Source organism: Brevundimonas pondensis (assembly GCF_017487345.1).
GTDB lineage: Bacteria > Pseudomonadota > Alphaproteobacteria > Caulobacterales > Caulobacteraceae > Brevundimonas > Brevundimonas pondensis.
Genome location: NZ_CP062006.1, coordinates 3,334,568 through 3,358,440, shown reverse-complemented (window position 1 = coordinate 3,358,440; position 23,873 = coordinate 3,334,568). Strand labels below are relative to the sequence as shown.

The following is a 23,873-nucleotide window of genomic DNA, read 5'->3' as shown; positions in this document are numbered from 1 at the left end:
CTCATGACCCGGCGCGCACAGGCTTGCTCCAGCCCGGCGACAGAACCGTCTCGACGATCTGACGCACCTGATCACGCGCGGCGTCCAGCCCTCGACCGGTATCGACCAGAAAGTCGGCGCGGCGGCGTTTCTCGGCGTCGGGGGTCTGGCGCGCCAGAATGGCCTCGAAGCGGTCGCGGGTCATGCCGGGGCGGTCCAGGACACGCGCGGCCTGAACCTCGGGATCGGCGGTGACCACGACCACGGCGTCCACGAACTGGTCGCCGCCGGTCTCGAACAGCAGGGGGATGTCGAGGACCGCCAGACGCACCCCTTCGGCCCGCGCCGCCGCCAGATCCTCGGCCCGGTCCTGCGCCACCAGCGGATGGACGATGGCTTCAAGGTGTTTGAAGGCGTCTTCGTCACGACCCAGGACCCCCGCCAGCCGCGTGCGGTCAACTGCGCCGTCGACAATCACGCCGGGGAAGGCCTCGCCCAAGGGTTCAACCGCCGCCCCGCCGCGCGCATAGAGACGATGCACGGCGGCGTCGGCGTCCCAGACCAAGGCGCCTTCGTCGGCGAACATCCGCCCCGTCGTCGACTTGCCCATGCCGATCGAGCCGGTCAGGCCGAGGATGATCACGCGCCCTCTCCCAGATGGGCCAGCAGCAGGGCGCGCAGGTCCAAAGGCGGAGGCGGACGACGGAACAGGGCGGTGAAGGAGGGCGCCGCCTGGCCGATCAGCATGGCCAGACCATCGACCGTGGTCAGGCCGCGCGCTCGGGCGGCGGCCAGGAAGGCGGTGACCACGGGCTTGTAGGTCATGTCCATAACCACGGCGGTCGGCTTCAGCGCCGACAGGTCGATGGCCGGCGGAACGCTGAGCGCGTTGATGACCAGATCGGCCTCTGCCAGAGCGGCCTCGTCGGCGACGCTGACCGACGGGCCCAGGTCGGTAGCCAGGGCCTCGGCTCGGTCGCGCGACCGATTGAGGATGCGGATGGCCGCCCCGGCCTCGATCAGGGCGCCCGCGCCGGCGCGCGCGGCGCCGCCCGCGCCCAGCATGACCACGACGGCGCCTGTCAGGTTCAACGCCGGCGCCTGTTCGGCCAGAGCATAAAGAACGCCCACGCCGTCGGAGCTGTCGGCGCGCACGCGGCCGTCCTCGAACACCAGGATATTGGCTGAGCCGGTGGCCTTGGCGGCGCCGCTGGCCTCGTCGGCCAGGGCGAAGGCCTGTTCCTTGAAGGGGGCGGTAACGTTGAGGCCCTGAACCAGACCGGCCCGGCCGGCCGCAATCAGGGCGTCGAACCCGGCGGCGTCCTGGGGCGCAAACGGCATATAGGCGCCGTCGATGTCGCCAGCCTGAAGCCAGGCGTTATGGATCACCGGACTGAGCGAATGAGCCACCGGCTGGCCGGCGATGCCCGCCAGCATGGCGGCGCCGGTGATGCGGTTAGGGGAGGGGTTCACGAGACAATCACCCCGGCGCGGCGCAGTTCGGCCAGGACCGGCCACAGGGGCAGGCCGAGCACGGTGAAATAGTCGCCCTCGACCGCCTCGAACAGCTGAGACCCCAGGCCTTCCAGCCGGTAGGAACCGACGCAGGCCAGCAGGGCCTCGCCCTCGGCGGCCAAATAGGCGTCGAGGAAGGCGTCGGAGAAGTCGCGCATCTTCATCTCGACCGTGTCCACGCCAGACCAGACCACCTGACCATTGCGAGCCAGGGCCGCGCCGGAATGCAGCTGATGGGTGCGGCCGCGCATGGCCATCAGGCGCTCGCGCGCCGCCGCCAGCGTCGGGGCCTTGGAGACCAGGCCGCCGTCGAAGGCCAGGGTCTGATCGGCGCCCAGGACCCAGGCCTCGGCGTCATGGCGCGACACCGCCAGGGCCTTGGCCCGCGCCAGTTCGACCGCCAGCTCGACGGGATCGACGCCCGGCGTCTTCAGCGCATCCTCGTCCACGTCGGCTACGTGGACGGAAAAGGGCACGCCCGCATCGGTCAGAACGGCCCGCCGCGCTGCGCTTTTCGAGGCCAGGATCAGGCGTTCGCCGTCGGTCGTCGTCACGCAGAAGCTCCGGGGGTGTCCTGGCGACGGCTGCGCCGCTCGCTCAGCAGGTTGATGATGGCGGCCGCGGTCTCCTCGACCGAGCGACGGGTCACGTCGATGGTCGGCCAGCCGCGCCGTTCGAAGGCGCGCCGCGCCTTGACCGTCTCATCGCGCACCGCGTCATGATCGACATAGTCAGAGGCCCGCGCGGCGTTCAGCCCCTCCAGCCGATTACGGCGGATCTGCACCAGACGGTCCGGCGAGACGGTCAGACCCACGACCAGGGGGTTCTTGAGCCGGGTCAGCCGCTCTCCGTCTTCCTGACCCGGCACCAGGGGGACATTGGCGGCGCGGATGCCGCGGTTGGCCAGATAGATGCAGGTCGGGGTCTTAGAGGTCCGACTAACGCCGCACAGGACCACATCGGCATGCTCCAGCTGCTCCAGCGTGCCCTGGCCGTCGTCGTGGGCGATGGCGAAGTCCAGGGCGCCGATGCGGTTGAAATAGCCGTGGTCCAGGGCGTGCTGGGCCCCCACGCGGGTCGAGATATTGGTCCCCAGATAGCCCGACAAGGCCCCGACCAGCGGGTCCAGCGCGCCGATCTGCGGCGTCTGCAGCCGGCGACAGCCCTCCTCCAGCTGTTCGCGCAGTTCGCGGTCGACCAGGGTGTGCAGGACCACGCCCGGCGCCCCGGCCACCTCTTCCAGAACCCGCTCCATCTGCCGGGGCGAGCGAACCAGGGCATAGATGTGCTCGATGGGAATGACGCCGTCGAAACGGGCGATCACGGCCTTGGCCATGGCGTTCAGGGTCTCACCGGTCGAATCCGAGACCAGATGGACATGGAAATAGGTGGCGAGACGCGACGACGGGCGGGCGGGGCTCATGGCTCTGATCGTCTCCTCATCCTTCTCGCCCGGATAGGCTCTGACTCTGTCCCCGAAGACCTGTGCAAAAGCCTGGGCGCCGTTCGACATCGCCTGGGCGCCGCCAGGGCGCCGATTGGGCGCCGAATCCTCTAGCAAGCTCCGACGCCGGTCGCGAGCGGGGATCACGGGCGCCGATGGCCGAACGGCGCCTGGAGTCATTCATACAGGCGCCGAATTTCTATCCTCACCAGGGGATAAGGCGCCTTGTCCAGAATTGGCGCCCGGCGCCTTTCCCACAACGGCGCCCAGATCGGACTCCCGTCACAGCGGACTCAAAGCGGGTTATCCCCGCAATCAACATACCATGACCAGGGTCACCCGATTCATTCGCCAGAAATCGGGGAGAAGTCTGTCGATGGACGGTACGACCGGATTCTATCCCCGCGTTCCAGCCCCCTGCTTCCAACCTCCAATTTCTTTCAATTCTTAAATCTGAATAGGGATTGAGGCTTGGGGGTGTGCATCCTAAAGCCCAAGGCATGAGCACTCCTCTCCTGATCCAGGCTCTCCAAGGCCAGACTACGACCCGTCCGCCCGTGTGGTTCATGCGTCAGGCGGGGCGCTACCTGCCGGAGTACCGCGAGCTGCGGGCCAAGGCGCCGGACTTCATCGCCTTCTGCATGAACCCGGAGATGGCGGCCGAGGCCACGCTTCAGCCGATGCGCCGGTTCGGCTTCGACGCCGCCATCGTCTTCGCCGACATCCTGCTGATCCCGGGCGCCTTGGGACAAAAGGTCTGGTTCGAAGCCGGCGAAGGCCCGCGCCTTGGCGCCCTGCCGTCGGTGGAGTCGATGCGGGAGCTGGCCTCCGGGGCGGGGGAGGCCCTGAAGTCGGTGGGCCAGACCCTCAGCCTGGTGCGCGCTGAACTGGACCCATCCAAGGCTCTGATCGGGTTCGCTGGCGCGCCCTGGACGGTGGCCACCTATATGCTGGACGGCGAAGCCCGCACCATCATGAAGGGCGAACGCGCCGCCGCTCGTACCTACGCCTATGCCGAACCGGAAAAGGTCGCGGCCCTTCTGGAGGTCCTGGTCGAGGCCACCGCCCATTATCTGAAGATGCAGCAGGACGCCGGCGCCCAGGTGCTCAAGATCTTCGAGAGCTGGGCTGAGGGCCTGCCCGACGATCTGTTCGAAACCCTGGTCCTGAAGCCTCACCAAGCGCTTGTGGCCCGCGCCCGGGCCCTGGGCGTCACCGTACCCCTCATTGGCTTCCCAAGGGGCTCTGCGGCGCTTGCAGAGCGTTATGCGGCGGAGTGCGACGTCCAGGCCGTGGCGCTGGACACCGCCTGTCCTCTGAAAGTCGGTCAACGGGTTCAGGCCATAAAGCCGATCCAGGGCGCGCTCGATCCTCTGTTGCTGCGCGCAGGCGGCCCGGCTCTGGATTGTCGCGTTGATCAACTGATGGAGGCCTGGGGCCAGCGGCCGTGGATCTTCAACCTGGGTCACGGCATCCTCCCGGATGTGCCGATCGCGCACGTCGAGCAGGTCCTTCGCCGGATCGGCGCTCAATGACCATGACCGCCGAGACCCGTCGTCCCAATCGGCGCGTGGCCGTGGTGCTGACCAATCTCGGCGGGCCGGATGGGCCGGACGCGGTCAAACCCTTCCTGTTCAACCTGTTCAACGACCCGGCCATCATCGGTCTGCCGGGCATCGTCCGCACGCCTCTGGCCCGGTTGATCTCGTCGCGGCGTGAGAAGTCGGCCCAGGCCAATTATGCGCGGATGGGCGGAGGTTCGCCCCTGCTGCCCGAGACGCTGAAGCAGGCGGCGGCTCTGTCCGAAGCCCTGGCCGAGGCGGCGCCGGGGGACGAGACCGAGGTCTTCATCGCCATGCGCTACTGGCATCCCCTGACCGAGGACACGGCGCGGGCGGTGGCTGAGTTCCAGCCCGACCATGTGGTGCTTCTGCCCCTCTATCCGCAGTTCTCGACCACCACGACGGCCTCCTCGCTCAAGGCCTGGCGCGAGGCCTACAAGGGGCCGGGCGAGGTCCACGCCGTCTGCTGCTATCCCGACGCAGAAGGCCTGATCGAGGCTCAGGTCCGCCTGATCCGCGAGACCATGGACCAGGCCGAAGGCCGGCCGGTGCGCGTGCTGTTCTCGGCCCACGGCATCCCGGAAAAGCTGGTCGCCGCCGGGGACCCCTATCAGGCCCAGGTCGAGGCCACGGTCGCCGCCGTCATCGCCCGCATGGGCCTGACCGACTGGGCCATCTGCTATCAGAGCCGGGTCGGGCCGCTGAAATGGCTGGGGCCGTCGACGCCTGAGGCTGTGGAACAGGCGGGCCGAGACGGCGTCGGCGCCGTGGTCGTGCCCATCGCCTTCGTCTCCGAGCATATCGAGACCCTGGTCGAGCTGGATCACGAATACGCCGAACTGGCTGAACAGGTCGGTTGCGCCCCCTATCTGCGGGCGCCCGCCGTGGGCGTGGAGCCGGCCTTCATCGCTGGACTGGCGAAAGCCGTCGAGGCGGCGCTGGAGACGTCCGGCGTGGCGCCGCAGGGCGCGTCCAAGGGTGGACCATGCGCCCACTTGAAAGCCTGTCCCGGCGGTTGTTCAAAGGCGGCCTGACCGGTCGAGGGGGACCTCATGGACTACTATAATCTGGCCCGTGGGCTTCATATCCTGGCGGTGATCGCCTGGATGGCCGGCATGCTCTTCCTGCCGCGCCTGTTCGCCTATGACGCCGAGCAGAACGCCAAGCCCGAGCCTTTGCGGAGCGAAATGCAGGCCTTGCTGCGTCTGTGGCAGACGCGTCTGCTGCGCATCATCATCAATCCGGCCATGATCCTGGCCTTTATCTTCGGCGGCTGGCTGTTGTGGCTGCGCAGCGGCGAGGGTGCCGACTGGAGCTTCGCCCACCAACCCTGGATGGTGACCAAGCTGACCGGCGTCTTCCTGCTGGCCGCCTGGCACGGCTTCCTGGCCGGTCAGAGGAAGAAGATCGCCGCCGGCACGTCGAAATACTCGGGCCGCTTCTGGCGCATGACCAACGAGATCCCCTTCCTGCTGGCGATCGTCATGGTGCTCTCCGTGACGCTGGAGTGGACATTCTAGGGGCGCTATCGCTCGCGACGCGGCCGCTTGCTGCTTGAGCGCGCGAAGCGCCAGGCCGCGTCGGGTCGAAACCCATAGGGCGGCGCGAAGCAGTCAAGGCGGAGTCTTTTGACCGCGGCCAAAAAGAATGGCCTTGCTTGACGGCGCCCGGTCATTCGTGGTTCCGCTGAAAGCGAACCATTCGGCGTGATCCCATTGTGATCGGCAGGGCGGTCCCTCTCTTCTTGCGACGCCTGCCGGATCGATCCTGCGGGAGCCCGTCGCCCTCCCTCTGGCCGCAAGGCCGCGACATCGACAGACGAAACCGCCCTCGACGCCTCTTCGCGTCCGAGCGCGTGAGCGAGCACGCCATGACCGACACCCCTGAAAACAACGACCAGTCCTCGGAAGTCGTTGAAATTGTTACGGAACGTCCACGCAAGACCCTGACCCTGGGTGGATCGCGCGCCCCCGTCGAGGCCGCGCCGGAACCCGAAATCGAGATCGAAGTCGCCGCCGAAATCGTCAACGATGACACCGGCGTCGACACCACGGCCGACGATGAGGACGAGGACGGCGAGCCGATCGTCCCCAACGGCCGCATCACCCTGCAGGAACTGAACGAGAAGACGCCGGAAGACCTGGTCGCCTTCGCCGAGGGTCTGGACATCGAGAACGCCGGCAACCTGCGCAAGCAGGACCTGCTGTTCGCCATCCTGAAGACCCTGGCCGACGAAGAGGTCGAGATCATCGCCTCGGGCGTGCTGGAGATCCTGCCGGACGGCTTCGGCTTCCTGCGGAGTCCCGACGCCAACTACCTGCCGGGCCCGGACGACGTCTATGTCTCGCCGTCGCAGATCCGCCGCTTCGGCCTGCGTTCGGGCGATACGGTGCACGGCGCCGTGCGCGGCCCGCGCGAGGGCGAGCGCTACTTCGCCCTGCTCAAGGTCGACACGATCAACTTCGAAGACCCGGAGATGGTCAAGACCAAGGTCCTGTTCGACAACCTGACGCCGCTCTATCCCGAAGAGCGGCTGCACATGGAGATCCAGGACCCGACGCTGAAGGACCGCTCGGGCCGGGTCATCGACATCGTCGCCCCGCTGGGCAAGGGCCAGCGCTGCCTGATCGTCGCCCCGCCGCGCGTGGGTAAGACGGTCATGCTGCAGAACATCGCCAAGTCGATCGAGAAGAACCATCCGGAAGTCTTCCTGATCGTTCTGCTGATCGACGAGCGCCCCGAAGAAGTCACCGACATGCAGCGCACGGTGAAGGGCGAGGTCGTCGCCTCGACCTTCGACGAGCCCGCCACCCGCCACGTCGCCGTCGCCGAGATGGTGATCGAGAAGGCCAAGCGTCTGGTCGAGCACAAAAAGGACGTGGTCATCCTGCTGGACTCCATCACCCGTCTGGGCCGCGCCTACAACGCCACTGTCCCGTCGTCGGGCAAGGTGCTGACCGGCGGCGTCGACGCCAACGCCCTGCAACGACCCAAGCGCTTCTTCGGCGCCGCGCGTAATGTGGAGCAGGGCGGTTCGCTGACCATCATCGCCACGGCCCTGATCGACACCGGCAGCCGCATGGACGAGGTCATCTTCGAAGAGTTCAAGGGCACCGGCAACTCGGAAATCGTGCTGGACCGCAAGGTCGCCGACAAGCGCATCTTCCCGGCCATCGACGTGCTCAAGTCCGGCACCCGCAAGGAAGACCTCATCACGCCGAAGGATCAACTGGCCAAGACCTACGTCCTGCGCCGCATCCTCAACCCGATGGGCCCGCAAGACGCGATCGAGTTCCTGCTCGACAAGCTGCGCCAGTCCAAGAACAACGGCGACTTCTTCCAGTCCATGAATACCTGATTGGGGCCCCTAGCGCCTCGCGCGCGGCGCGAGGCTGCTTGAGGGGCGCCGTCATGTTTCACGTGAAACAAGTGAGGGCGTTATGAAGCTGAACATCGAGATCGACTGCACCCCGGCCGAGGCGCGGGCCTTCCTCGGCCTGCCGGATGTGACGCCGCTGAACGATCATCTGGTGGCCGAGATGCAGAAGCGGATGGACGCCAACATGGCGGCCATGCAGCCCGACGAGCTGATGAAGACCTGGACCAGCTTTGGGGTTCAGGCCCAGGACCAGTTCCGTCGTCTGATGGAAGCCGCCGTCACGGGCGCGCCCAAGGGCTGAAGACTTGAGTTCAAACGCCGACACCATCTTCGCCCTGGCCACGCCGCCGGGGCGAGGCGCCATCGCCATCCTGCGCCTGTCCGGGGCGGGCGTGGACGCGGCCCTGAGCGCTCTGGGGGCAGGGGGGCTGACGCCGCGTCTGGCCTCGCTGCGGACCCTGCGCCACGACGGCGAGACGGTGGATCAGGCCCTGGTCCTGCGCTTCCCCGGACCCCATTCCTACACCGGCGAAGACTCGGCCGAACTGCATCTGCACGGCGGCCGCGCCGTGATCGAGGCCGCCAGCCGCGCCCTGATCGCCCTTGATGTGCGCCCCGCCGAACCCGGCGAGTTCACCCGTCGCGCCTTCCAGAACGGCCGCATGGACTTGGCCCAGGCCGAGGCCGTGGCCGACCTGATCGACGCCGAGACCGAGGCCCAGAAGGCTCAGGCCCTGGGCCAGCTGGACGGCGCCCTGTCGGCCGCCTACGCCGGTTTCCGCCGCGATCTGCTGAAGGCTCTGTCTCTGGTCGAGGCCGAGATCGACTTCCCCGACGAGGAAGTCCCCGACAATCTGGCCCGCACCGCCGGGCCGGTGCTGGACGCTCTGGCGACTGATCTGCATGCGGCTCTGGCCGATTCCGATCGTGGACGTCGGGTGCGCGAGGGTTATCGCATCGTCCTGATCGGCGAGACCAACGCCGGCAAGTCGTCGCTGTTCAACGCCCTTGTCGCGCGTGAGGCGGCCATCGTCACCCCTATCGCCGGCACGACGAGGGATGTGCTCGACGCCGACATCATGATCGGCGGCTACGCCGTCACCCTGTCGGACACGGCAGGCCTGCGCGACAGCGACGACGTGGTGGAGGCGGAGGGCATCCGTCGCGCCCGTCTGCGCGCCGAGGGCGCAGACCTGCGCCTCTGGGTGCGTTCGCCGTCAACAGAGGGCGCCGAAGATCCGGCTTCGGCCTTCATGCATCCGTCCGATCTTCAGGTCCTGAACAAGGCTGATCTGGGCGCCGTCGACGCCATGTCCGACCTCGAGGCCCTGACCGTCAGCACGGCGACGGGGCAGGGGCTGGCGGAGCTGCATCACTGGATCGCCGCCCGTCTGGCCCGCGACCTGTCCGGCGCCGACTTCCCGGCGGTGACGCGCGAACGCCATCGCCGTCGTCTGGTCGAGGCCCTGGCCGCGGTCGAGGCGGGCCGTCGCGCCCTCGACCTCGCGCCCGAAATGGCCGGCGATGACCTGCGCCGAGCGGCGGACGCCCTGGCCCGCGTCACCGGCGCCATCGGGGTCGAGGACATTCTGGGCGAGGTCTTCTCGACCTTCTGTATCGGCAAGTAGCCGTCGAACCGCGGTGTTTCACGTGAAACATCGGCGTCGTTCCAGTGGCGATCCGACACCGGATAGACTATGTCCTCGGCCATGACTTCCTCCCCTTCCACGACCTTCGACGTCATCGTTATCGGCGGCGGACACGCCGGCTGCGAAGCCGCGGCCGCCTCGGCGCGCGCCGGCGCCCGCACCCTGCTGCTGACCCAGAAGCTGGAAACCGTCGGCGAGATGAGTTGCAACCCGGCCATCGGCGGTCTGGGCAAGGGCCATCTGGTGCGCGAGATCGACGCCCTGGACGGCGTCATGGGGCGGCTGGCCGACGTCTCGGGCATCCAGTTCCGTCTGTTGAACCGTTCCAAGGGCGCCGCGGTGCGCGGCCCGCGCAGCCAGATCGACCGTCGTCTGTACCGTGAGGCCATGCAGGCCGAACTGGCCCGGACGCCGAACCTGACCCTGAAGGCCGGCACGGCCGAGGCCCTGATCCTCAACGGCCACCGCGTGGCCGGCGTGACCACGGGCGAGGGGACCGAGCTGCGCGCAGGGGCCGTGGTCCTGACGACCGGCACCTTCCTCAATGGCGTCATCCATCGCGGCGAGGAACGCATCAACGCCGGTCGCTTCGGCGAGGCGCCGTCCGTGGGTCTGGCCGCCGACCTCTATGGCTCGGGCCTGATGATGGGCCGTCTGAAGACGGGCACGCCCGCGCGTCTGGACGGCCGCACCATCGCCTGGGAGCAGCTGGAGATGCAGGCGGCGGACGACGAGCCCGTGCCCTTCAGCTTCCTGACCGACAAGATCGAAGTCCCCCAGATCGCCTGCGGCATCACCCATACGACCGAAGAAACCCACCGCATCATCGCCGAGAACTTGGGCGAAAGCGCCGTCTATGGGGGCAAGCTGTCGGGCCGCGGGCCGCGTTACTGCCCTTCGATCGAGGACAAGGTGGTGCGCTTCGCCGACAAGACCAGCCATCAGGTCTTTCTGGAGCCCGAAGGTCTGGACGATCCGACTGTCTATCCCAACGGCATTTCGACCTCGGTGTCGGACGCGACGCAGATGGCCTTCCTGCGGACCATGCCGGGTCTGGAGGCTGTCGAGGTTTTCCGCTTCGGCTACGCCATCGAATACGACTATGTCGATCCGCGCGAACTGACCCCGGCGCTGGAGGTCAAGAAACGGCCTGGCCTCTATCTGGCGGGTCAGATCAACGGCACGACCGGCTATGAGGAAGCAGGGGCGCAAGGCCTGATCGCCGGGCTGAACGCCGCCCGCGCTGCCGCCGGTTCGGACCCGGTCATCCTCGGCCGGGACCAAGCCTATATCGGGGTCATGATCGACGACCTGGTCACCCGCGGCGTCACCGAGCCCTATCGGATGTTCACCAGCCGGGCTGAGTATCGCCTGACGCTGCGGGCCGATAACGCCGACGTGCGTCTGACGGGCCTGGGCATCGACGCCGGGATCGTCGGCGCCGATCGTGCCAAGGTATGGCTGGATAAGGCCGACCAGTTGGACCGGGCGAACCGTGTTTCACGTGAAACCCAGTTCACGCCCAAGGAGGCGGGAGCGCTCGGCGTCACCGTCAACGCCGACGGTCAGCGTCGGTCGATCCGCGACCTGCTGTCTTTCCCTCATGTGACCCTGGATCAGTTCGTCGCCGTTCGGCCCGAGATAGCCGACTGGTCGCCCGCCGTGCGCGAGCAGGTCGAGATCGACGCGGTCTATGCCGGATACCTCGACCGCCAGGCCGCCGAGGCCGAGGCCCTGCGTCGGGAGGAGGGGCTGACCTTGCCCGAGGGGCTGGACTACGCCGCCATCGGCGGACTGTCGAACGAGGTCCGCGAAAAGCTGATCATGGTCCAGCCCCGGACCCTGGGGCAGGCGGGCCGGATCGAAGGCATGACCCCCGGCGCCCTGACCGCGCTGCTGGCCCATGTGAAGAAGGCGACCTCGCTCGCCGCAGAAGTCGAGACCATTGTCGCGTGAGCCTGGACCCCGTCGCCGCCTTCCGCGCCCATACGGGCGCCAGTGAAACCCAGATCGCTGATCTGACCAGCTTCCTCGCCATGCTGACCGAGGCCAATGCGGTGATGAACCTGGTCGGGCCGGATAGCATTCCTGACTTCTGGAACCGCCATGCCTGGGACAGCGCCCAGCTGTTGGCCCTGGCGCCCGAGGCCCTGACCTGGGCCGATCTGGGGGCCGGCGCGGGCTTCCCCGGCGTGGTCCTGGCCATCCTGCTGAAGGATCGGCCGGAGGCTCATGTCTGGCTGATCGACAGCCTGGGCAAGCGTTGCCGCTTCCTGCAACAGGTGGTGGACGCGCTCGATCTGCCCGCCACGGTGATCAACGGACGGGCCGAGGAGCAGGACGTCGAGGTCGACATCGTCACCGCGCGGGCTGTGGCTCCGATGGAGAAACTGCTGGCTTATGCACAGCCTTACTTCCAGCACGGTGCACAAGGTCTGTTCCTGAAGGGGGAGAAGGCCGAAGCCGAGTTGAAAGAGGCGGCCAAGGTCTGGCAGTTTAGGAGCGACCTCTCCGTCTCGCGCAGCGACCCGCGCGGCCGTATCGTTTCTGTCCGGAGCCTTCGCCGTGTCCGCTGATCGCGAGAAACAGACCCGAGTCCTGGCTGTCTCCAACCAGAAGGGCGGGGTGGGCAAGACCACGACCGCCATCAACCTGGGCACCGCCCTGGCCGCCATCGGCGAGAAGGTGCTGATCGTCGACATGGACCCGCAGGGCAATGCCTCGACGGGTCTGGGTGTTCCACGTGAAACACGTCGAGCGACGATCTATGACGTTATTGTCGATGGCCGTCCTATCGACCTGTCGGCGGTGGAGACCTCTGTGCCGGGGCTTTTCATCGTCCCCGCTGACGCGGATATGTCGGGCGTTGAGATCGAGCTGAGCCAGGCGGATCGCCGTTCCTATCGTCTGCGCGACGCGCTCGCGGCTCAAGGCGGCAACGGCCATACGCGGTATGACTATGTCCTGATCGATTGCCCGCCGTCGCTGAACCTGTTGACGCTGAACGCCATGGCCGCCGCCGACGCGGTTCTGGTGCCGCTGCAGTGCGAGTTCTTCGCCTTGGAGGGCCTGACCCAGCTGATGCGGACCATCGACATGGTCAAGCAGAGCCTTAATCCGGCGCTGGAGATCCAAGGCCTGGTCCTGACCATGTACGACCGCCGCAACGCCCTGTCGGGGCAGGTCGCGGCCGACGTGCGCGCCCACTTCGGCGACAAGGTCTATGACAGCGTCATTCCCCGCAATGTGCGGGTGTCGGAGGCGCCGTCCTTCGGCAAGCCGGTGCTGATCTATGATCTGAAATGCACCGGCAGCCAGGCCTATCTGAAGCTGGCGCGCGAGCTTGTGGCGCGTGAACGCCAGCGTCGACAGGCGCTCGCCGCCTGATCGGCGGTTCATCGATTAAGTAGAACGGAATCAGCATCTTGTCCGAACGTCAACGTGGTCTGGGTCGTGGCCTGTCGGCCCTTCTGGGAGAAAACGTCGCCGAGAGCGCGCCGGTGGACGGCGGCGTTCAGCCGACGGGCGTGCGCGCCGTGCCGATCGAGAGCCTCAAGCCCAACCCTGATCAGCCGCGCAAGCATTTCAGCGCCGAGAACCTGGAGGAACTGACCGCCTCGATCCGCGACAAGGGGGTGCTGCAGCCCATCCTGGCTCGGCCCCAGCCCGGCGAAGACGGCATGTGGCAGATCATCGCCGGCGAGCGGCGTTGGCGCGCGGCCCAGGCGGCGCGGCTGAAGACCGTGCCGATCATCGAACGGGCCATGGACGACGTGGAGGTGATGGAGGTCGCCATCATCGAGAACGTCCAGCGCGCCGATCTGAACCCGGTCGAAGAAGCCCTGGCCTATGGCTCGCTGATGTCGCGCTTCGGCCGCACCCAGGACGCCCTGGCCGGGGTGGTCGGCAAGAGCCGCAGCCATGTGGCCAACACCATCCGCCTGCTGCAACTGCCTGACAGCGTTCTGGATCACGTCATGGAGAACCGGCTCTCGGCCGGTCACGCCCGCGCCCTGATCACCGCCCCCAACCCCGAGGCCCTGGCCGAACAGGTCCTGGCCAAGGGCCTGAACGTGCGTCAGACCGAGGCCCTGGCCCGCCGCGCCGCGGAGGGTCCCAAGCCGTCCAAGGCCAAGCCTGCTCTGAGCGGGGAGGGCGCCGCCGACGTCGCCGCCCTGGAGCAGGATCTGGCCGACGCCCTGGGCCTCAAGGTCCTGCTGAACGATAAGGGCGGCAAGGGCGAGCTGACCATCAAATACGGCGCCCTGGAACAGCTCGATGACCTGTGCCGCCGCCTGATGCGCGGCTGACGGGCCTTTTCGGTCGGGTCGTGCTAGGCATGCGGCCATGACTGACCAGACCGACAAGATCAGCGCCACAGAAGCTCTGAAACGCGCCCTCGCGGCCAAGAAGGCCGGAACCCAGGCGGGGCCAGCCGGGACGAAAGGCGGGGCGCGCGGGGCGGAAAAGGTGATGCAGCGTCAGGCTGCGGCGGCGAACAAGCCCGCCTTCCGCAAGGCCTCGAAGCGGGGCTGACAACTGCACCTCTTAGTCCTTCTCCCATCGGGAGAAGGGCAGGAGAATTGAGGGCCTCATCTAGGCCCGCGCAAAATGGCGTCAAGTCGCGCGAAGCGCGATAGGCCCGCGTAAAGTGGCCTCAAGTAGGCCGAAGGCCGATAGGCCCCTGATTACAGCCCGATGCGTTTGGCGCGGGCGGCAATCTCCAGCAGCAGACGTTCGGCGATCAGGGCCTCGGGCATTCCCGTCGTCTTGGTGGCGATGTCGGCCGTGTTGACGCTGTCCTGCACCTCGTCGAGCAGTTCCAGCCGCCAGGCACGCACCTGACGCAGGATCTCGGCCTCCTGCTTCCAGAAGACGCCGGCGGCCTTGGCGGCCTCCTTGGGGCCGGCGCCGGAGGCCTGCAGCACATTGATGCGGCGAAGTTTTCCCAGATGGATGGCGGCCATGCGCACGGCCATGACGGCGCTTTCACCCTCGGCCAGGGCGCGGCGCAGACCGGACTGGGCCGGAGCGGGCCGCCCGCCGAAGGCCTGAAGCGCGGCGTCGGACAAGGAGGCGTCGGGCTCGACGCCTAGATGTTCTTCCAGCTCAGGCGTGTCGATGGTGCGGCCGGAACCGGGACCGATGTAGAGGACCAGCCGCTCGATCTCCTGGCGCATCAGGCCGCGCTCGCGGGGCAGGCGGCCGACGAAGCGCTCCAGGGCGTCCGCGGTCAGGCCCACCTTGTCGGCGCCCAGGGCCTCGCGCGTCATGCGGGCGACATCGCCGACCTCGTCCTCGTAGCAGGCGATGCCGACCGCGCCGGGCGACTTTTCGGCGGCCTTGCGCAGGGCGGATTCGCGGCCCAGGGCCCCGGCCTCGATCACCAGCATGGCGTCGGGGTTGTAGCCGCCTTGGGCGTGGACGGTCAGGGCGGCGGCGATGGCCTTGTCGATGCTGCCCTTGCCGTCCGACAGGCGGATACGCACCAGGCGGCGCCCGCCGATCATGCTGAGCGCCGTCAGGGCCTCCTCCAGTTTGACCGCGTCGCCGTCGATGTCGGCCTCGGTCAGGAAGGTGACGTTGAACGGGTCGTTCAGGTCGGGCGTGACGGCCTTGCACAGGGTCAGGGCGCGCTCGGACACGCCCGAGCGGTCCTTGCCGTGGATGACGGCGGCGCGGATGTGACTGTCCGGCGACTTCAGGAAGCGGTCAACCTCGGGCCGCTTGGCCAGGATCACGCTAAAATCCCGCTCACTGGCCCGCCAGGGCGCGCATCATGTCCAGCCGGATCAGGCGCGCCAGATCGGCGGCGGCTCGGTCCTCGCCGTCCTGCTGGGCGGCGATGGCGGCATAGGGCTGGTCGGCGGCGGCGTAGGTGGTGGTCGTGGTCTGCGAGCCCTTGATCGGCTCGCCGCCGCTGGCGGACGTCAGGGTCCAGTCGGCCTTGACCGTCAGCTCATAACGGCTGGCCGTGTCGTCGATCCGGCGACCCAGGGGACGGCGTTCCTGCGTCACCTCCGTCGTCAGGCGATAGAGGGGCTGGGCCGAGCCGTCGCGGCCGAAGGCGTCCTCAAGTTGCTCGCGCAAACGATAGCCCAGGCGGTTGTCGGGCGTGGTCACGGCGATGCGCGACAGGCCTGCCCCCACGCCTGTCTCGCCATACAGGGGCGTGAAGCCGCAGCCGGACAGCAGGGCCGAGCCGGCGACAGCGATCAGGGCCAGGGCGCGCCGCATCAGCCGGCCACCAGATTGACGATACGGTCGGGCACCACGATCACCTTGCGGACGCTGAGGTTGTTGGCGGCAAGGTAGGCCTGAACCGTCGGATTGGCGAGAGCGGCGGCTTCGACCGTCGCATTGTCCGACCCGCGCGGCAGGACGACTTCGCCGCGACGCTTTCCACCGATCTGAACAGGCAGGGTGACTTCATCGTCAGCGGCCAGGGCGGCGTCGAACACGGGCCAGGGCGCGTCCAGAACCATGCCCTCTTCGCCCAGGCGCGCCCAGGCTTCCTCGGCCAGGTGGGGCGTGAAGGGGGCGATCAGGCGGGCCATGGTCGCCAGCGCCGTCTTCTTGGCTTCGCCGCCCGCCTTGTCGTGCTGACGCAGGGTGGCCAGGAAGGCGTAGAGCTTGGCGATGGCCGAGTTGAAGCGGAAGCCCTCGACGCCCTCGCTGACGGCCTTGATGGTCTTGTGCGTCTCGCGGATCAGGCTGGCGTCCACATCCGCGTTGGCGGGCGCAGCGGCGTCGAAGCCGTCGAACTCTGTCCAGACGCGCTGGACGAAGCGGCTGGCGCCCTCGACGCCGCCGGCCGACCATTGGACGTCACGTTCGGGGGGGCTGTCGGACAGGACGAACAGGCGCCCGGCGTCGACGCCATAGGCCTCGATGATGTCCTGGGGCGCGACCACGTTCTTCTTGGATTTGGACATCTTCTCGATGTCGCCGATCGTCAGGGCGGCCCCGTTGGACAGGCGGGTGGCGACGCGCTGGCCGTCCACAGTCTCGATGCGCACGTCCGAAGGCTCGACCCAGCGGGGTTTGCCGCTGGGCTCGAGGCCTTCGTAATAGGTCTCGTGGACCACCATGCCCTGGGTGAACAGGCCGGCGAAGGGCTCCTTCACGTCCATCAGACCGGCGTCCGAGAGAGCGCGGGTGATGAAGCGGGCGTAGAGCAGGTGCAGGACCGCATGCTCGATGCCGCCGATGTATTGATCGACCGGCAGCCACTTGGACGCGGCCGCCTTGTTGATCGGGGCCTCGACCTTGGGATCGGCGAAACGGGCGAAGTACCAGCTGGAATCGACGAAGGTGTCGAGCGTATCCGTCTCGCGACGGGCCTCGCCGCCGCAGGACGGGCAGTTCACATGCTTCCACGTCGGGTGCCGGTCCAGCGGGTTGCCCGGCACGTCGAAGGTCACGTCCTTGGGCAGTTCGATCGGCAGTTGGTCGGTCGGGACGGCGACCGGGCCGCAGGTCTCGCAGTGGATGATGGGGATGGGGCAGCCCCAGTAGCGCTGGCGGCTGACGCCCCAGTCGCGCAGGCGATAGATGGTCTTGGCCTCGCCTTGGTCCGCCGCCTCGATGCGGGCGATGGCCTCGGCCTTGGCGGCGTCGATGTCCAGGCCGTTTAGGAAGTCCGAATGGAAGATGGAGCCGGGGCCGGTATAGGCCTCGGTTCCCACGGCGAAGTCGTCGCCGGCGCCTTCGGGGCGGACGACCGGGATCACCGGCAGGTCGTACTTGCGGGCGAAGTCCAGGTCGCGCTGGTCGTGGGCCGGGCAGGCGAAGATGGCGCCCGTGCCGTATTCCGACAGGATGAAGTTGGCGATCCAGACCGGGATCTCGGCGCCGGTGAAGGGGTGGACGACCTTCAGGCCCGTGTCCCAGCCGATCTTCTCGGCCTGCTCGATCTCGGCCTGGGAGGCGCCGCCCTTGCGGCATTCGGCGACGAAGGCGGCGATCTCGGGGTTGGCCTCGGCCAGCTGTTTCGAGATCGGATGATCGGGGGCCAGACCGACGAAGCTGGCGCCGAATAGGGTGTCGGGACGGGTGGTGTAGACCTCGACCGCGTCATGCCCGGCCGGAGCCGCGTCGGGCGCGAAGGCCCACTTCATCTGCAGGCCCTTGGACCGGCCGATCCAGTTTTCCTGCATCAGGCGGACCTTGTCGGGCCAGCGGCCTTCCAGTTCGGACAGGCCGTCGATCAGATCATCCGCATACTGAGTAATGCGCAGGAACCACTGGTTCAGCTTGCGCTTCTCGACCAGGGCGCCGGAGCGCCAGCCGCGGCCGTCGATGACCTGTTCATTGGCCAGGACGGTGTTGTCGACCGGGTCCCAGTTGACCACGCCGTCCTTGCGATAGACCAGACCGCGTTTGTACAGCTCCAGGAACCAGGCCTGCTGCTTGCCGTAATAGGCCGGGTCGCAGGTGGCGAACTCGCGGCTCCAGTCCAGCGACAGACCCAGCAGCTTCAGCTGGTCGCGCATGGTCGCGATGTTGGACCAGGTCCAGTCGCCGGGGTGGACGCCGCGCTCCATGGCCGCGTTCTCGGCCGGCATGCCGAAGGCGTCCCAGCCCATGGGGTGCAGGACGTCGAAGCCTTGCGCCCGTTTGTGACGCGCCACCACGTCGCCCATCACATAGTTGCGGGCGTGGCCCATGTGGATGTTGCCCGACGGATAGGGGAACATCTCGAGCACATAGTATTTTGGACGGCCGGTGTCGGCATTGGGCACCGAAAAGGCGTCAGCCGCCGCCCAGCGGGCCTGCTGACGGGGTTCGGCGGTCTTGGGCTCGTAACGAGTGGCCACGGCGTATCCTGAGGTATCGCCTCAGGCGCGAAGCTTGAGGCGGCCCTGAGGTCTGCGTTGGAGTGGCGAAAGCGAGAAGCGGCTCTTAGCGGGCCGCGTTGGCGAGATTAAGTTGGCGCGCCTTGGTCAGGATGGCGTTTTCCAGATCGGTTTCGGTCTGGGCCGCGACCGGGGCGGCGGACCAGGCGCCGGCGGCGTCCTTGACTTCCTTGGTCACCGACACGTTCAGGGCGTCGGCGCGCAGGCGGCGGTCCAGGATGAAGACGGTGACCTTGAAGCGCTCGTTCGGCGCCTGAGGATTGACGTACCAGTCATAGTTGACCACGCCGCCCCACGGGTCGGCGCTGGCCAGGGGCATGAAGGCCAGGGTGTCCAGCGTGGCGCGCCACAGATAGGCGTTCACGCCGATGCCAAGTTGGGCGTCGGCCTTGGGGGCCTTATCCTTGCTGCCGACGAAAGGCAGGCTGGAGCAACCGCCCAGCAGCAGTCCCGACGCGATCAGGGCGACCGCAGCGCCGCGAACAAATGCCATTCCGAGGTCTCCGTAAAGGTTCGAGGTCGAGCCGTGGCGCGGACTTTCAGGCGTTGACGCCTGTGGGCCCGCGCACGTTCGCACCGCTAGCTGCGCTCTATAACACGGCGAAAAGGGGCCGTGACAAGGCGATCCGGTGTTCCAACAGCCCCAAGCTGAACAATTGGCGTGGTGTCAGCGCCACAGGAGGCGGCAGAGTCGCGTGAAAGTGCAGCGAAACGGCCTGTGGATGACTAGGTTACGTTGACCGCGGGAAGCTGCGGTGTCTAATCGGCAGGCACGAGACTTTCGGGCTCGCGTGCGTAAAACAAGGGTCGTCGCCTGGATGACGATCCCAAGGGTTGGAAGATGCGTTTCGTTGCGATCATCGCTGCGACTGTGGGCGCCCTGGCTATCGCCGGGATGGCTCATGACGCCTCGGCCCAGGCCCGTCGCGCTCCCGCTGTATCCCTGACCGAATCCGCTCAGACCTCGCATGCGACGCCCGCGCCGCAGCGCCGGGGCCTGCGCTGGAACGACAGCGGTCGCTGGGGTCTGAACTTCAACCTGAACCAGCCCGTCGGTCGCGAGACCGACTGGGGCGACGTCGAGGCCGGCGCCTACTATCGACTCAGCCCGCGCCTGCGGGTCGGCGCCGCCGCTAATCTGGCTTCGCCCGAGGTTGATCCGGCCCGTGCGCCCGAAAGCGCCGCCGACCGTCGCGCCGCGCCGCGCGTGCGTCTGGAAACCATCTTCAAATTCTGATTGCGACGGACCCTAGGGTCTGAAAGCGGCCTGCAGGGCGTCCACGCCCGCGATGCCGCATGCGCCTGAGCCCACCAGCGCTACGACGTTCGCGGCGCTGATTCCGCCCAGGGCGTAGATGGGGCAAGGGGCCCGGATCGCCTGCGCCTTGAAGCTCTCGACTCCCAGCGCCGGTTTATCCGCTGAAGCGCCCCCTGCGGGAAACACCGGCGACAGGACCAAGGCGTCCAGATCGCGGGCGCGCCGGATCGCTTCCGATGAGTGCGCCGCACCGGTCAGCAACCAGTCAGGCCGCCGTCCCGACAGGGCGTAGGCTGCCGACAGGGCCCGTTCCGGTAGATGCACGCCGTCGGCGCCGATCCGCTCGGCCAGATCGGCGTCCAGCCCGACCAGCAGACGCACGCCGGCCGCCTTTGTCGCCGCCCGCAGCCGCAGGCCCGTCTCGAGCGTATCGCCTGCCCCGAAATGACGGAACACCACGCCCGCACCCGCCGGCAGACGCGCCGCCGTCTCCCACGGTCGCGGCGTGCGCTCGGGGTCGGTGAAGAAGAGCAGGGGGGGCAGGGGATGTTTCGGCGGGCTGACAGCCGCCGCCGCACGGGCTAGAGCCGTCGCCGTCTCCCACAGCGTGCGCGCGTCCTCGGACAGGGTCATGACCGCCTCTAATCCCGCTTCCGTCGTTCCGTCCATCCATGATCGCTTCGCCGTCGTGCGGGAGCGCATCCGGTCGACCTGCGTCGCTGCGGGTCGCGATCTAGCCTCTGTGATCCTGACCGCCGTGTCCAAGACCCAGCCGGATGAGGCGCTGGAGGCGGCCCTGGCCACGGGACAGCGTGTCTTCGGCGAAAACCGGGTGCAGGAGGCGCAGGCGCACTGGGCCGACCGCCGCGCCGCCTTTCCCGATCTGGAGCTGCGCCTGATCGGCCCGCTGCAGACCAACAAGGCGGTCGAAGCGGTGCAACTGTTCGACGTCATCGAAACCCTGGACCGCGAGAAGCTGGCGGCGGCCTTGGCTGCGGCGATGCAGAAGACAGGCCGACGCCCCCGCATCCTGGTTCAGGTCAATACCGGCGCCGAGCCGCAGAAGGCCGGGGTCCTGCCGGACGACGCCGACGCCCTGATCGCGAGCGCCCGCGACGGCCACGGCCTGACCGTCGAGGGCCTGATGTGCATCCCGCCGGCGGACGAAGCGCCGGAACCGCATTTCAAACTTCTGGCGGAAATCGCCGCCCGAAACGGCCTGTCGGTTCTGTCGATGGGCATGAGCGGCGACTATGAAGCCGCCATTTCCTGCGGTGCGACCCATGTCCGGGTCGGTTCGGCCCTGTTCGGGGAACGAATTTCGCCTCTGAAGCCCTCTTAAGGCGATGAAATAGCGGAGCGCCCTTGGCGAACCCTTCAAGCCTCGCCATTCTCTACCCATGCCGACGCCCAAGACCATCCTGATCATCGACGACGACGACGACCTGCGCGAGGCCCTGGCCGAGCAGCTGGCCCTGCATGAGGAGTTTCGTCCCGTCCAGGCCTCGACCGCGACCGACGGGGTGCGTCAGGCGCGCGAGGTCCGCGCCGACCTGATCCTGCTGGACGTCGACCTGCCCGACATGGACGGGCGCGAGGCCTGTCGCCTGATCCGCAAGGCGGGCGTCTCGACCCCGGTCATCATGCTGACGGCCCAGTCATCGGACGCCGACGCCATCCTGGGCCTCGACTCGGGGGCCAACGACTACGTCACCAAGCCCTTCCGTTTCGCCGTCCTGCTGGCCCGCATCCGCGCCCACCTGCGTAGCCACGAGCAGTCCGAGGACGCCGTCTTCCAGATCGGCCCCTACGAGTTCCGTCCCGCGTCGAAGATGATGCTGGACGACAAGGGCAAGAAGGTCCGGCTGACAGAAAAAGAGACCAACATCCTCAAGTACCTCTATCGCGCCGGGGCCAAGCCGGTGTCGCGCGAAGAGCTGCTGACCGAGGTCTGGGGCTACAACGCCGGCGTCACCACCCACACCCTGGAAACCCACATCTATCGCCTGCGCCAGAAGATCGAGCCCGAGCCCGGTCAGGCGCGGCTGCTGCTGACCGACGCGGGCGGCTACCGCCTGCAGCCCTGACCGGACGATGAGCGAGCGTCGTCCGACCCCGCCCCTGGTGGCGCTTCGGGCGTTCGACGCCGCCGCCCGCCTTGGCAGCTTCCGCGAGGCCGCCGAGGAACTGGGCGTCACCCCCGGCGCCGTTAGCCGCCACATCAAGGCGCTGGAGATGCGCCTCGGCTTGCGTCTGTTCGACCGCTTCAACCGCTCCGTGGTCCTGACCGCCGACGGCCGTCGTCTGGCGCAAGGGGTGGCCGACGCCTTCGAACGGCTGGAAAGCGCCCTGGAGGCCGTGCGCCCGGGGCGGTCGCGCCAGCTGCGGATCTCGGCCCTGCCGTCGCTGGCGGGCAAGTGGCTGTCGCCGCGCCTGCACCGCTTCAGCGAGGACAACCCCGACCTCGACCTGATCGTCTTCGCCGAGGACCGCATCGCCGATCTGTCGAACGGCGAGGCCGACGTGGCCCTGCGCTATGGCGAAGGCCCCTATCCGGGCCAGACGGCGCGCCGGTTGATGAGCGAACGTCTGATCCCCGTCTGCGCCCCGTCGTTGGCGGCGGCGCGCAAGGTCAACACCCCGGCCGACCTGCTGGACGTGGTGCTGATCCACGAGACCTGGCACGACATGCCCTATTCCGATCGCATGGGCTGGAAGGCCTGGTTCGAGAGCGCGGGCGTCTCTGACCCTCGCGTCAACCACCTGCGCGGCCCGGTCTTCAGTCACAGCCATCTGGCGCTGGAGGCCCCCTGTCGGGACGCGGCGTGGCCCTGACCTCGGCGCCCCTGGCCGCAGACGACCTGAGAGAAGGGCGGCTGATCCAGCCGGTCGACCACGCCCTGACCAACAACCTGGCCTATTGGGCGGTGGTCCTGCCCGAGCGCGCTGACGAGCCCAAGTTGCGGCGCTTCCTGAACTGGATAGAGACCGAGGCCCACGACGCGCCTGTCGAGTGACTGAAACTCACGCGACCTAGCCTAACCGTGGTTTGTCCACAGGGGTTTGAGGGGGCATGTTCAGCGGGCTCGGATCTCCCCGCCGACAAGGAACCCTCATCATGAAACTCGTGCATCCCCGCGCCAACGCCCTCTCGTTCGAAGCCGTCGTCGTCTTTACCGGCAGCGTCACCCTGATCCTGCTGGGCGTTCTGGCCGGCGCCAAGCTGCTCGGCGCCGCCTAAAACCTGCCCGAGCTGAGCTCAGCTCAACGCGGGCGCCATTCGCTGAGAAGGGCGCCCGTGGCTCCATCCTCGAAGGCCAGCCGGTCCAGCCGCAGCGCGGCGACGCAGACCGGCCGGCTCTCAAGGTCCCTCTGGACGCATTTCACGGCCTTGCCGTCGGCGAAGGTCGTCAGCCGCCCTTCCAGCCGCAACGCATAGCCGCCCGGCGCGGGCGAGGCCGCGGCCCCCTTTTCTCCCCGAATAACATGGGCGTAGGCCTGGCCCTGACGCCGGCCGAGACGCGATCCGTCCGCCTCGACCACGGCCGCCAGCCCTGCCGTGCGTTCCGGCAGGATCGGAGCGGGCGGCGTCGCCTCGACCGCCGCCTTGGCGGGTTTTGATCCATCCGCCTCTACCTTGGACGCTTCGGGCGCCGCGACCGCTGCTGTCGCTGCGACGGCGCCCGCGGGACAGGCGTCCAGTCCGCTCCATGGACGCGCGATCCAGAAGCCCTCGATCGCGTCCCATTGATCCAGGCTTGTCTCCGCGGCGGGCGCGACGCCGTCGGCCGCGATCCTGGCCTTCAGATCCTCGGGCGTGACCGTCAGGGTCAGGCCGCCGTCGAGGTTGCGGACCAGACGCGGCAGGCCTGCAGCCGCCGCACCGTCCCCGCCGGTCGGCCCTCCGCAGCCGAAGGGCATGCGAACCGACACGGTGCGGCCGTTCAGGGCCGTGTCGCGCTCGCGGCCGTCGGCCAAGGCCGATCCGGCCTCGGTCAGGGCGGCCAACAGGGCGGCGCGGTTCAAGGTGGAGTCGATCACGACCGTCGGCGGCGGTGAAGACGTGGCGGGCGCCGGCGACGGCGCGGGCTCGGGCGGCCTCTGACACCAGACCAGCAGGGGCAGGGCGGCGAGAACAGCGACGGGCGCGGCGAGACGGGTCGTTGTGATCGGCATGGAACCAGCCTAACACGAGAAACGCTGAAGGGCGCCCCCGGCCGAACGACCGG

At 68.0% G+C, this 23,873-nt stretch carries 27 protein-coding genes; 17 read left to right on the top strand and 10 right to left on the bottom strand.

Translation table 11 applies throughout. The features are described 5' to 3' along the window. Position 1 precedes the first annotated feature (1 nt). The 4 genes from coaE to IFE19_RS16550 are packed head-to-tail and all read right to left on the bottom strand — an operon-like array spanning position 2 to position 2,917. Positions 2 to 622, bottom strand: coding sequence for a dephospho-CoA kinase (coaE, locus tag IFE19_RS16565; RefSeq protein WP_207824253.1), 621 nt, complete (start codon positions 620 to 622; stop codon positions 2 to 4). Continuing rightward, positions 619 to 1,416: a shikimate dehydrogenase gene (locus IFE19_RS16560; protein ID WP_207827706.1), complete on the bottom strand. Its 798-nt coding sequence runs from the start codon at positions 1,414 to 1,416 to the stop codon at positions 619 to 621. The genes coaE and IFE19_RS16560 overlap by 4 nt, the downstream gene beginning before the upstream one ends. Positions 1,417 to 1,448: 32 nt before the next feature. After that, positions 1,449 to 2,048, bottom strand: a complete 600-nt coding sequence (locus tag IFE19_RS16555) for a Maf family protein (RefSeq protein WP_207824252.1) — start codon at positions 2,046 to 2,048, stop codon at positions 1,449 to 1,451. Beyond that, positions 2,045 to 2,917, bottom strand: coding sequence for a pyruvate, water dikinase regulatory protein (locus IFE19_RS16550; protein WP_207824251.1), 873 nt, complete (start codon positions 2,915 to 2,917; stop codon positions 2,045 to 2,047). Before IFE19_RS16550 ends, IFE19_RS16555 begins: the two co-directional genes overlap by 4 nt. Positions 2,918 to 3,438: 521 nt before the next feature. Here IFE19_RS16550 and hemE point away from each other — a divergent pair. The 11 genes from hemE (at position 3,439) to IFE19_RS16495 (ending at position 14,064) form a co-directional block, all read left to right on the top strand. After that, positions 3,439 to 4,473: a uroporphyrinogen decarboxylase gene (hemE, locus tag IFE19_RS16545; protein WP_207824250.1), complete on the top strand. Its 1,035-nt coding sequence runs from the start codon at positions 3,439 to 3,441 to the stop codon at positions 4,471 to 4,473. After that, positions 4,470 to 5,534: a ferrochelatase gene (gene hemH / locus IFE19_RS16540; protein WP_404822139.1), complete on the top strand. Its 1,065-nt coding sequence runs from the start codon at positions 4,470 to 4,472 to the stop codon at positions 5,532 to 5,534. The genes hemE and hemH overlap by 4 nt, the downstream gene beginning before the upstream one ends. Positions 5,535 to 5,552: 18 nt before the next feature. Further along, the gene (locus tag IFE19_RS16535; RefSeq protein WP_207824249.1) at positions 5,553 to 6,020 is read left to right on the top strand and encodes a CopD family protein; all 468 of its coding nucleotides are present in this window, start codon (positions 5,553 to 5,555) and stop codon (positions 6,018 to 6,020) included. Between the two features lie 350 nt (positions 6,021 to 6,370). Then, positions 6,371 to 7,858: a transcription termination factor Rho gene (rho, locus tag IFE19_RS16530; protein ID WP_225910316.1), complete on the top strand. Its 1,488-nt coding sequence runs from the start codon at positions 6,371 to 6,373 to the stop codon at positions 7,856 to 7,858. Positions 7,859 to 7,940: 82 nt separating this feature from the next. Then, positions 7,941 to 8,180 (top strand): DUF6489 family protein, encoded by a 240-nt coding sequence (locus tag IFE19_RS16525; protein ID WP_105564219.1) that lies wholly within the window; start codon positions 7,941 to 7,943, stop codon positions 8,178 to 8,180. A gap of 4 nt (positions 8,181 to 8,184) precedes the next feature. After that, positions 8,185 to 9,507 carry a tRNA uridine-5-carboxymethylaminomethyl(34) synthesis GTPase MnmE gene (gene mnmE / locus IFE19_RS16520; RefSeq protein WP_207824248.1) on the top strand — a complete coding sequence of 441 codons (1,323 nt, stop codon included), beginning with the start codon at positions 8,185 to 8,187 and terminating at the stop codon, positions 9,505 to 9,507. A gap of 81 nt (positions 9,508 to 9,588) precedes the next feature. Beyond that, the gene (gene mnmG, locus IFE19_RS16515) at positions 9,589 to 11,484 is read left to right on the top strand and encodes a tRNA uridine-5-carboxymethylaminomethyl(34) synthesis enzyme MnmG (RefSeq protein WP_207824247.1); all 1,896 of its coding nucleotides are present in this window, start codon (positions 9,589 to 9,591) and stop codon (positions 11,482 to 11,484) included. Beyond that, positions 11,481 to 12,104, top strand: coding sequence for a 16S rRNA (guanine(527)-N(7))-methyltransferase RsmG (gene rsmG, locus IFE19_RS16510; RefSeq protein WP_207824245.1), 624 nt, complete (start codon positions 11,481 to 11,483; stop codon positions 12,102 to 12,104). Before mnmG ends, rsmG begins: the two co-directional genes overlap by 4 nt. After that, positions 12,094 to 12,915, top strand: a complete 822-nt coding sequence (locus tag IFE19_RS16505; RefSeq protein ID WP_207824243.1) for a ParA family protein — start codon at positions 12,094 to 12,096, stop codon at positions 12,913 to 12,915. Before rsmG ends, IFE19_RS16505 begins: the two co-directional genes overlap by 11 nt. A 38-nt stretch (positions 12,916 to 12,953) precedes the next feature. Further along, positions 12,954 to 13,838, top strand: a complete 885-nt coding sequence (locus IFE19_RS16500; RefSeq protein WP_207824241.1) for a ParB/RepB/Spo0J family partition protein — start codon at positions 12,954 to 12,956, stop codon at positions 13,836 to 13,838. 37 nt (positions 13,839 to 13,875) lie between these two features. Next, complete coding sequence (locus IFE19_RS16495) at positions 13,876 to 14,064, top strand: hypothetical protein (RefSeq protein WP_207824239.1); 189 nt, start codon at positions 13,876 to 13,878, stop codon at positions 14,062 to 14,064. Positions 14,065 to 14,216: 152 nt separating this feature from the next. Here IFE19_RS16495 and holA read toward each other — a convergent pair whose 3' ends face one another. The 4 genes from holA to IFE19_RS16475 all read right to left on the bottom strand — a co-directional run bounded on the left by holA (position 14,217) and on the right by IFE19_RS16475 (position 18,879). Next, positions 14,217 to 15,269, bottom strand: coding sequence for a DNA polymerase III subunit delta (gene holA, locus IFE19_RS16490; RefSeq protein WP_207824238.1), 1,053 nt, complete (start codon positions 15,267 to 15,269; stop codon positions 14,217 to 14,219). 13 nt (positions 15,270 to 15,282) lie between these two features. Further along, positions 15,283 to 15,765, bottom strand: a complete 483-nt coding sequence (lptE, locus tag IFE19_RS16485; RefSeq protein WP_207824237.1) for an LPS assembly lipoprotein LptE — start codon at positions 15,763 to 15,765, stop codon at positions 15,283 to 15,285. Beyond that, positions 15,765 to 18,347: a leucine--tRNA ligase gene (leuS, locus tag IFE19_RS16480; protein ID WP_207824236.1), complete on the bottom strand. Its 2,583-nt coding sequence runs from the start codon at positions 18,345 to 18,347 to the stop codon at positions 15,765 to 15,767. Before leuS ends, lptE begins: the two co-directional genes overlap by 1 nt. A gap of 85 nt (positions 18,348 to 18,432) precedes the next feature. After that, complete coding sequence (locus IFE19_RS16475; RefSeq protein ID WP_207824235.1) at positions 18,433 to 18,879, bottom strand: DUF3576 domain-containing protein; 447 nt, start codon at positions 18,877 to 18,879, stop codon at positions 18,433 to 18,435. A 348-nt stretch (positions 18,880 to 19,227) separates the two neighbouring features. On the opposite strand from IFE19_RS16475, the gene IFE19_RS16470 reads away from it, so the two are divergent. Next, positions 19,228 to 19,623, top strand: coding sequence for an NtrZ family periplasmic regulatory protein (locus IFE19_RS16470; protein ID WP_207824234.1), 396 nt, complete (start codon positions 19,228 to 19,230; stop codon positions 19,621 to 19,623). Between the two features lie 12 nt (positions 19,624 to 19,635). Here IFE19_RS16470 and IFE19_RS16465 read toward each other — a convergent pair whose 3' ends face one another. Next, positions 19,636 to 20,277 (bottom strand): thiamine phosphate synthase, encoded by a 642-nt coding sequence (locus IFE19_RS16465; protein ID WP_225910315.1) that lies wholly within the window; start codon positions 20,275 to 20,277, stop codon positions 19,636 to 19,638. Here IFE19_RS16465 and IFE19_RS16460 point away from each other — a divergent pair. The 5 genes from IFE19_RS16460 (at position 20,276) to IFE19_RS17940 (ending at position 22,885) form a co-directional block, all read left to right on the top strand. Then, entirely contained in the window at positions 20,276 to 20,986 is a 711-nt protein-coding gene (locus tag IFE19_RS16460; protein ID WP_207824232.1) for a YggS family pyridoxal phosphate-dependent enzyme, read from the top strand. The two genes, IFE19_RS16465 and IFE19_RS16460, sit on opposite strands and share 2 nt — an antisense overlap. 58 nt (positions 20,987 to 21,044) lie before the next feature. Next, on the top strand, positions 21,045 to 21,731 hold the full coding sequence (locus IFE19_RS16455) for a response regulator transcription factor (protein WP_207824231.1): 687 nt from the start codon (positions 21,045 to 21,047) through the stop codon (positions 21,729 to 21,731). A 7-nt stretch (positions 21,732 to 21,738) separates the two neighbouring features. Then, positions 21,739 to 22,479 carry a LysR substrate-binding domain-containing protein gene (locus tag IFE19_RS16450; RefSeq protein ID WP_263972800.1) on the top strand — a complete coding sequence of 247 codons (741 nt, stop codon included), beginning with the start codon at positions 21,739 to 21,741 and terminating at the stop codon, positions 22,477 to 22,479. Further along, a complete protein-coding gene (locus tag IFE19_RS17945) occupies positions 22,470 to 22,661 on the top strand; it encodes a type 2 periplasmic-binding domain-containing protein (RefSeq protein WP_263972799.1) in 192 nt (63 codons plus the stop codon). Before IFE19_RS16450 ends, IFE19_RS17945 begins: the two co-directional genes overlap by 10 nt. A gap of 101 nt (positions 22,662 to 22,762) precedes the next feature. Next, a complete protein-coding gene (locus IFE19_RS17940; protein ID WP_255413111.1) occupies positions 22,763 to 22,885 on the top strand; it encodes a hypothetical protein in 123 nt (40 codons plus the stop codon). Between the two features lie 23 nt (positions 22,886 to 22,908). Here IFE19_RS17940 and IFE19_RS16445 read toward each other — a convergent pair whose 3' ends face one another. Further along, on the bottom strand, positions 22,909 to 23,820 hold the full coding sequence (locus tag IFE19_RS16445; protein WP_207824229.1) for a hypothetical protein: 912 nt from the start codon (positions 23,818 to 23,820) through the stop codon (positions 22,909 to 22,911). Between the last annotated feature and the right edge of the window lie 53 nt (positions 23,821 to 23,873).

Bases quoted from the DNA above. Each gene is read 5' to 3' on its own strand.
- IFE19_RS16525 (WP_105564219.1), top strand. From the start codon at position 7,941: ATGAAGCTGAACATCGAGATCGACTGCACCCCGGCCGAGGCGCGGGCC.
- IFE19_RS16455 (WP_207824231.1), top strand. From the start codon at position 21,045: ATGCCGACGCCCAAGACCATCCTGATCATCGACGACGACGACGACCTG.
- IFE19_RS16465 (WP_225910315.1), bottom strand. From the start codon at position 20,277: ATGACCCTGTCCGAGGACGCGCGCACGCTGTGGGAGACGGCGACGGCT.
- IFE19_RS16560 (WP_207827706.1), bottom strand. From the start codon at position 1,416: ATGCTGGCGGGCATCGCCGGCCAGCCGGTGGCTCATTCGCTCAGTCCG.
- IFE19_RS16470 (WP_207824234.1), top strand. From the start codon at position 19,228: ATGCGTTTCGTTGCGATCATCGCTGCGACTGTGGGCGCCCTGGCTATC.
- hemE (WP_207824250.1), top strand. From the start codon at position 3,439: ATGAGCACTCCTCTCCTGATCCAGGCTCTCCAAGGCCAGACTACGACC.
- lptE (WP_207824237.1), bottom strand. From the start codon at position 15,765: ATGCGGCGCGCCCTGGCCCTGATCGCTGTCGCCGGCTCGGCCCTGCTG.
- hemH (WP_404822139.1), top strand. From the start codon at position 4,470: ATGACCATGACCGCCGAGACCCGTCGTCCCAATCGGCGCGTGGCCGTG.
- IFE19_RS16550 (WP_207824251.1), bottom strand. From the start codon at position 2,917: ATGAGCCCCGCCCGCCCGTCGTCGCGTCTCGCCACCTATTTCCATGTC.
- IFE19_RS16475 (WP_207824235.1), bottom strand. From the start codon at position 18,879: ATGGCATTTGTTCGCGGCGCTGCGGTCGCCCTGATCGCGTCGGGACTG.
- IFE19_RS16445 (WP_207824229.1), bottom strand. From the start codon at position 23,820: ATGCCGATCACAACGACCCGTCTCGCCGCGCCCGTCGCTGTTCTCGCC.
- rho (WP_225910316.1), top strand. From the start codon at position 6,371: ATGACCGACACCCCTGAAAACAACGACCAGTCCTCGGAAGTCGTTGAA.
- IFE19_RS16460 (WP_207824232.1), top strand. From the start codon at position 20,276: ATGACCGCCTCTAATCCCGCTTCCGTCGTTCCGTCCATCCATGATCGC.
- mnmG (WP_207824247.1), top strand. From the start codon at position 9,589: ATGACTTCCTCCCCTTCCACGACCTTCGACGTCATCGTTATCGGCGGC.
- IFE19_RS17940 (WP_255413111.1), top strand. From the start codon at position 22,763: ATGAAACTCGTGCATCCCCGCGCCAACGCCCTCTCGTTCGAAGCCGTC.
- IFE19_RS16495 (WP_207824239.1), top strand. From the start codon at position 13,876: ATGACTGACCAGACCGACAAGATCAGCGCCACAGAAGCTCTGAAACGC.
- IFE19_RS16450 (WP_263972800.1), top strand. From the start codon at position 21,739: ATGAGCGAGCGTCGTCCGACCCCGCCCCTGGTGGCGCTTCGGGCGTTC.
- IFE19_RS16535 (WP_207824249.1), top strand. From the start codon at position 5,553: ATGGACTACTATAATCTGGCCCGTGGGCTTCATATCCTGGCGGTGATC.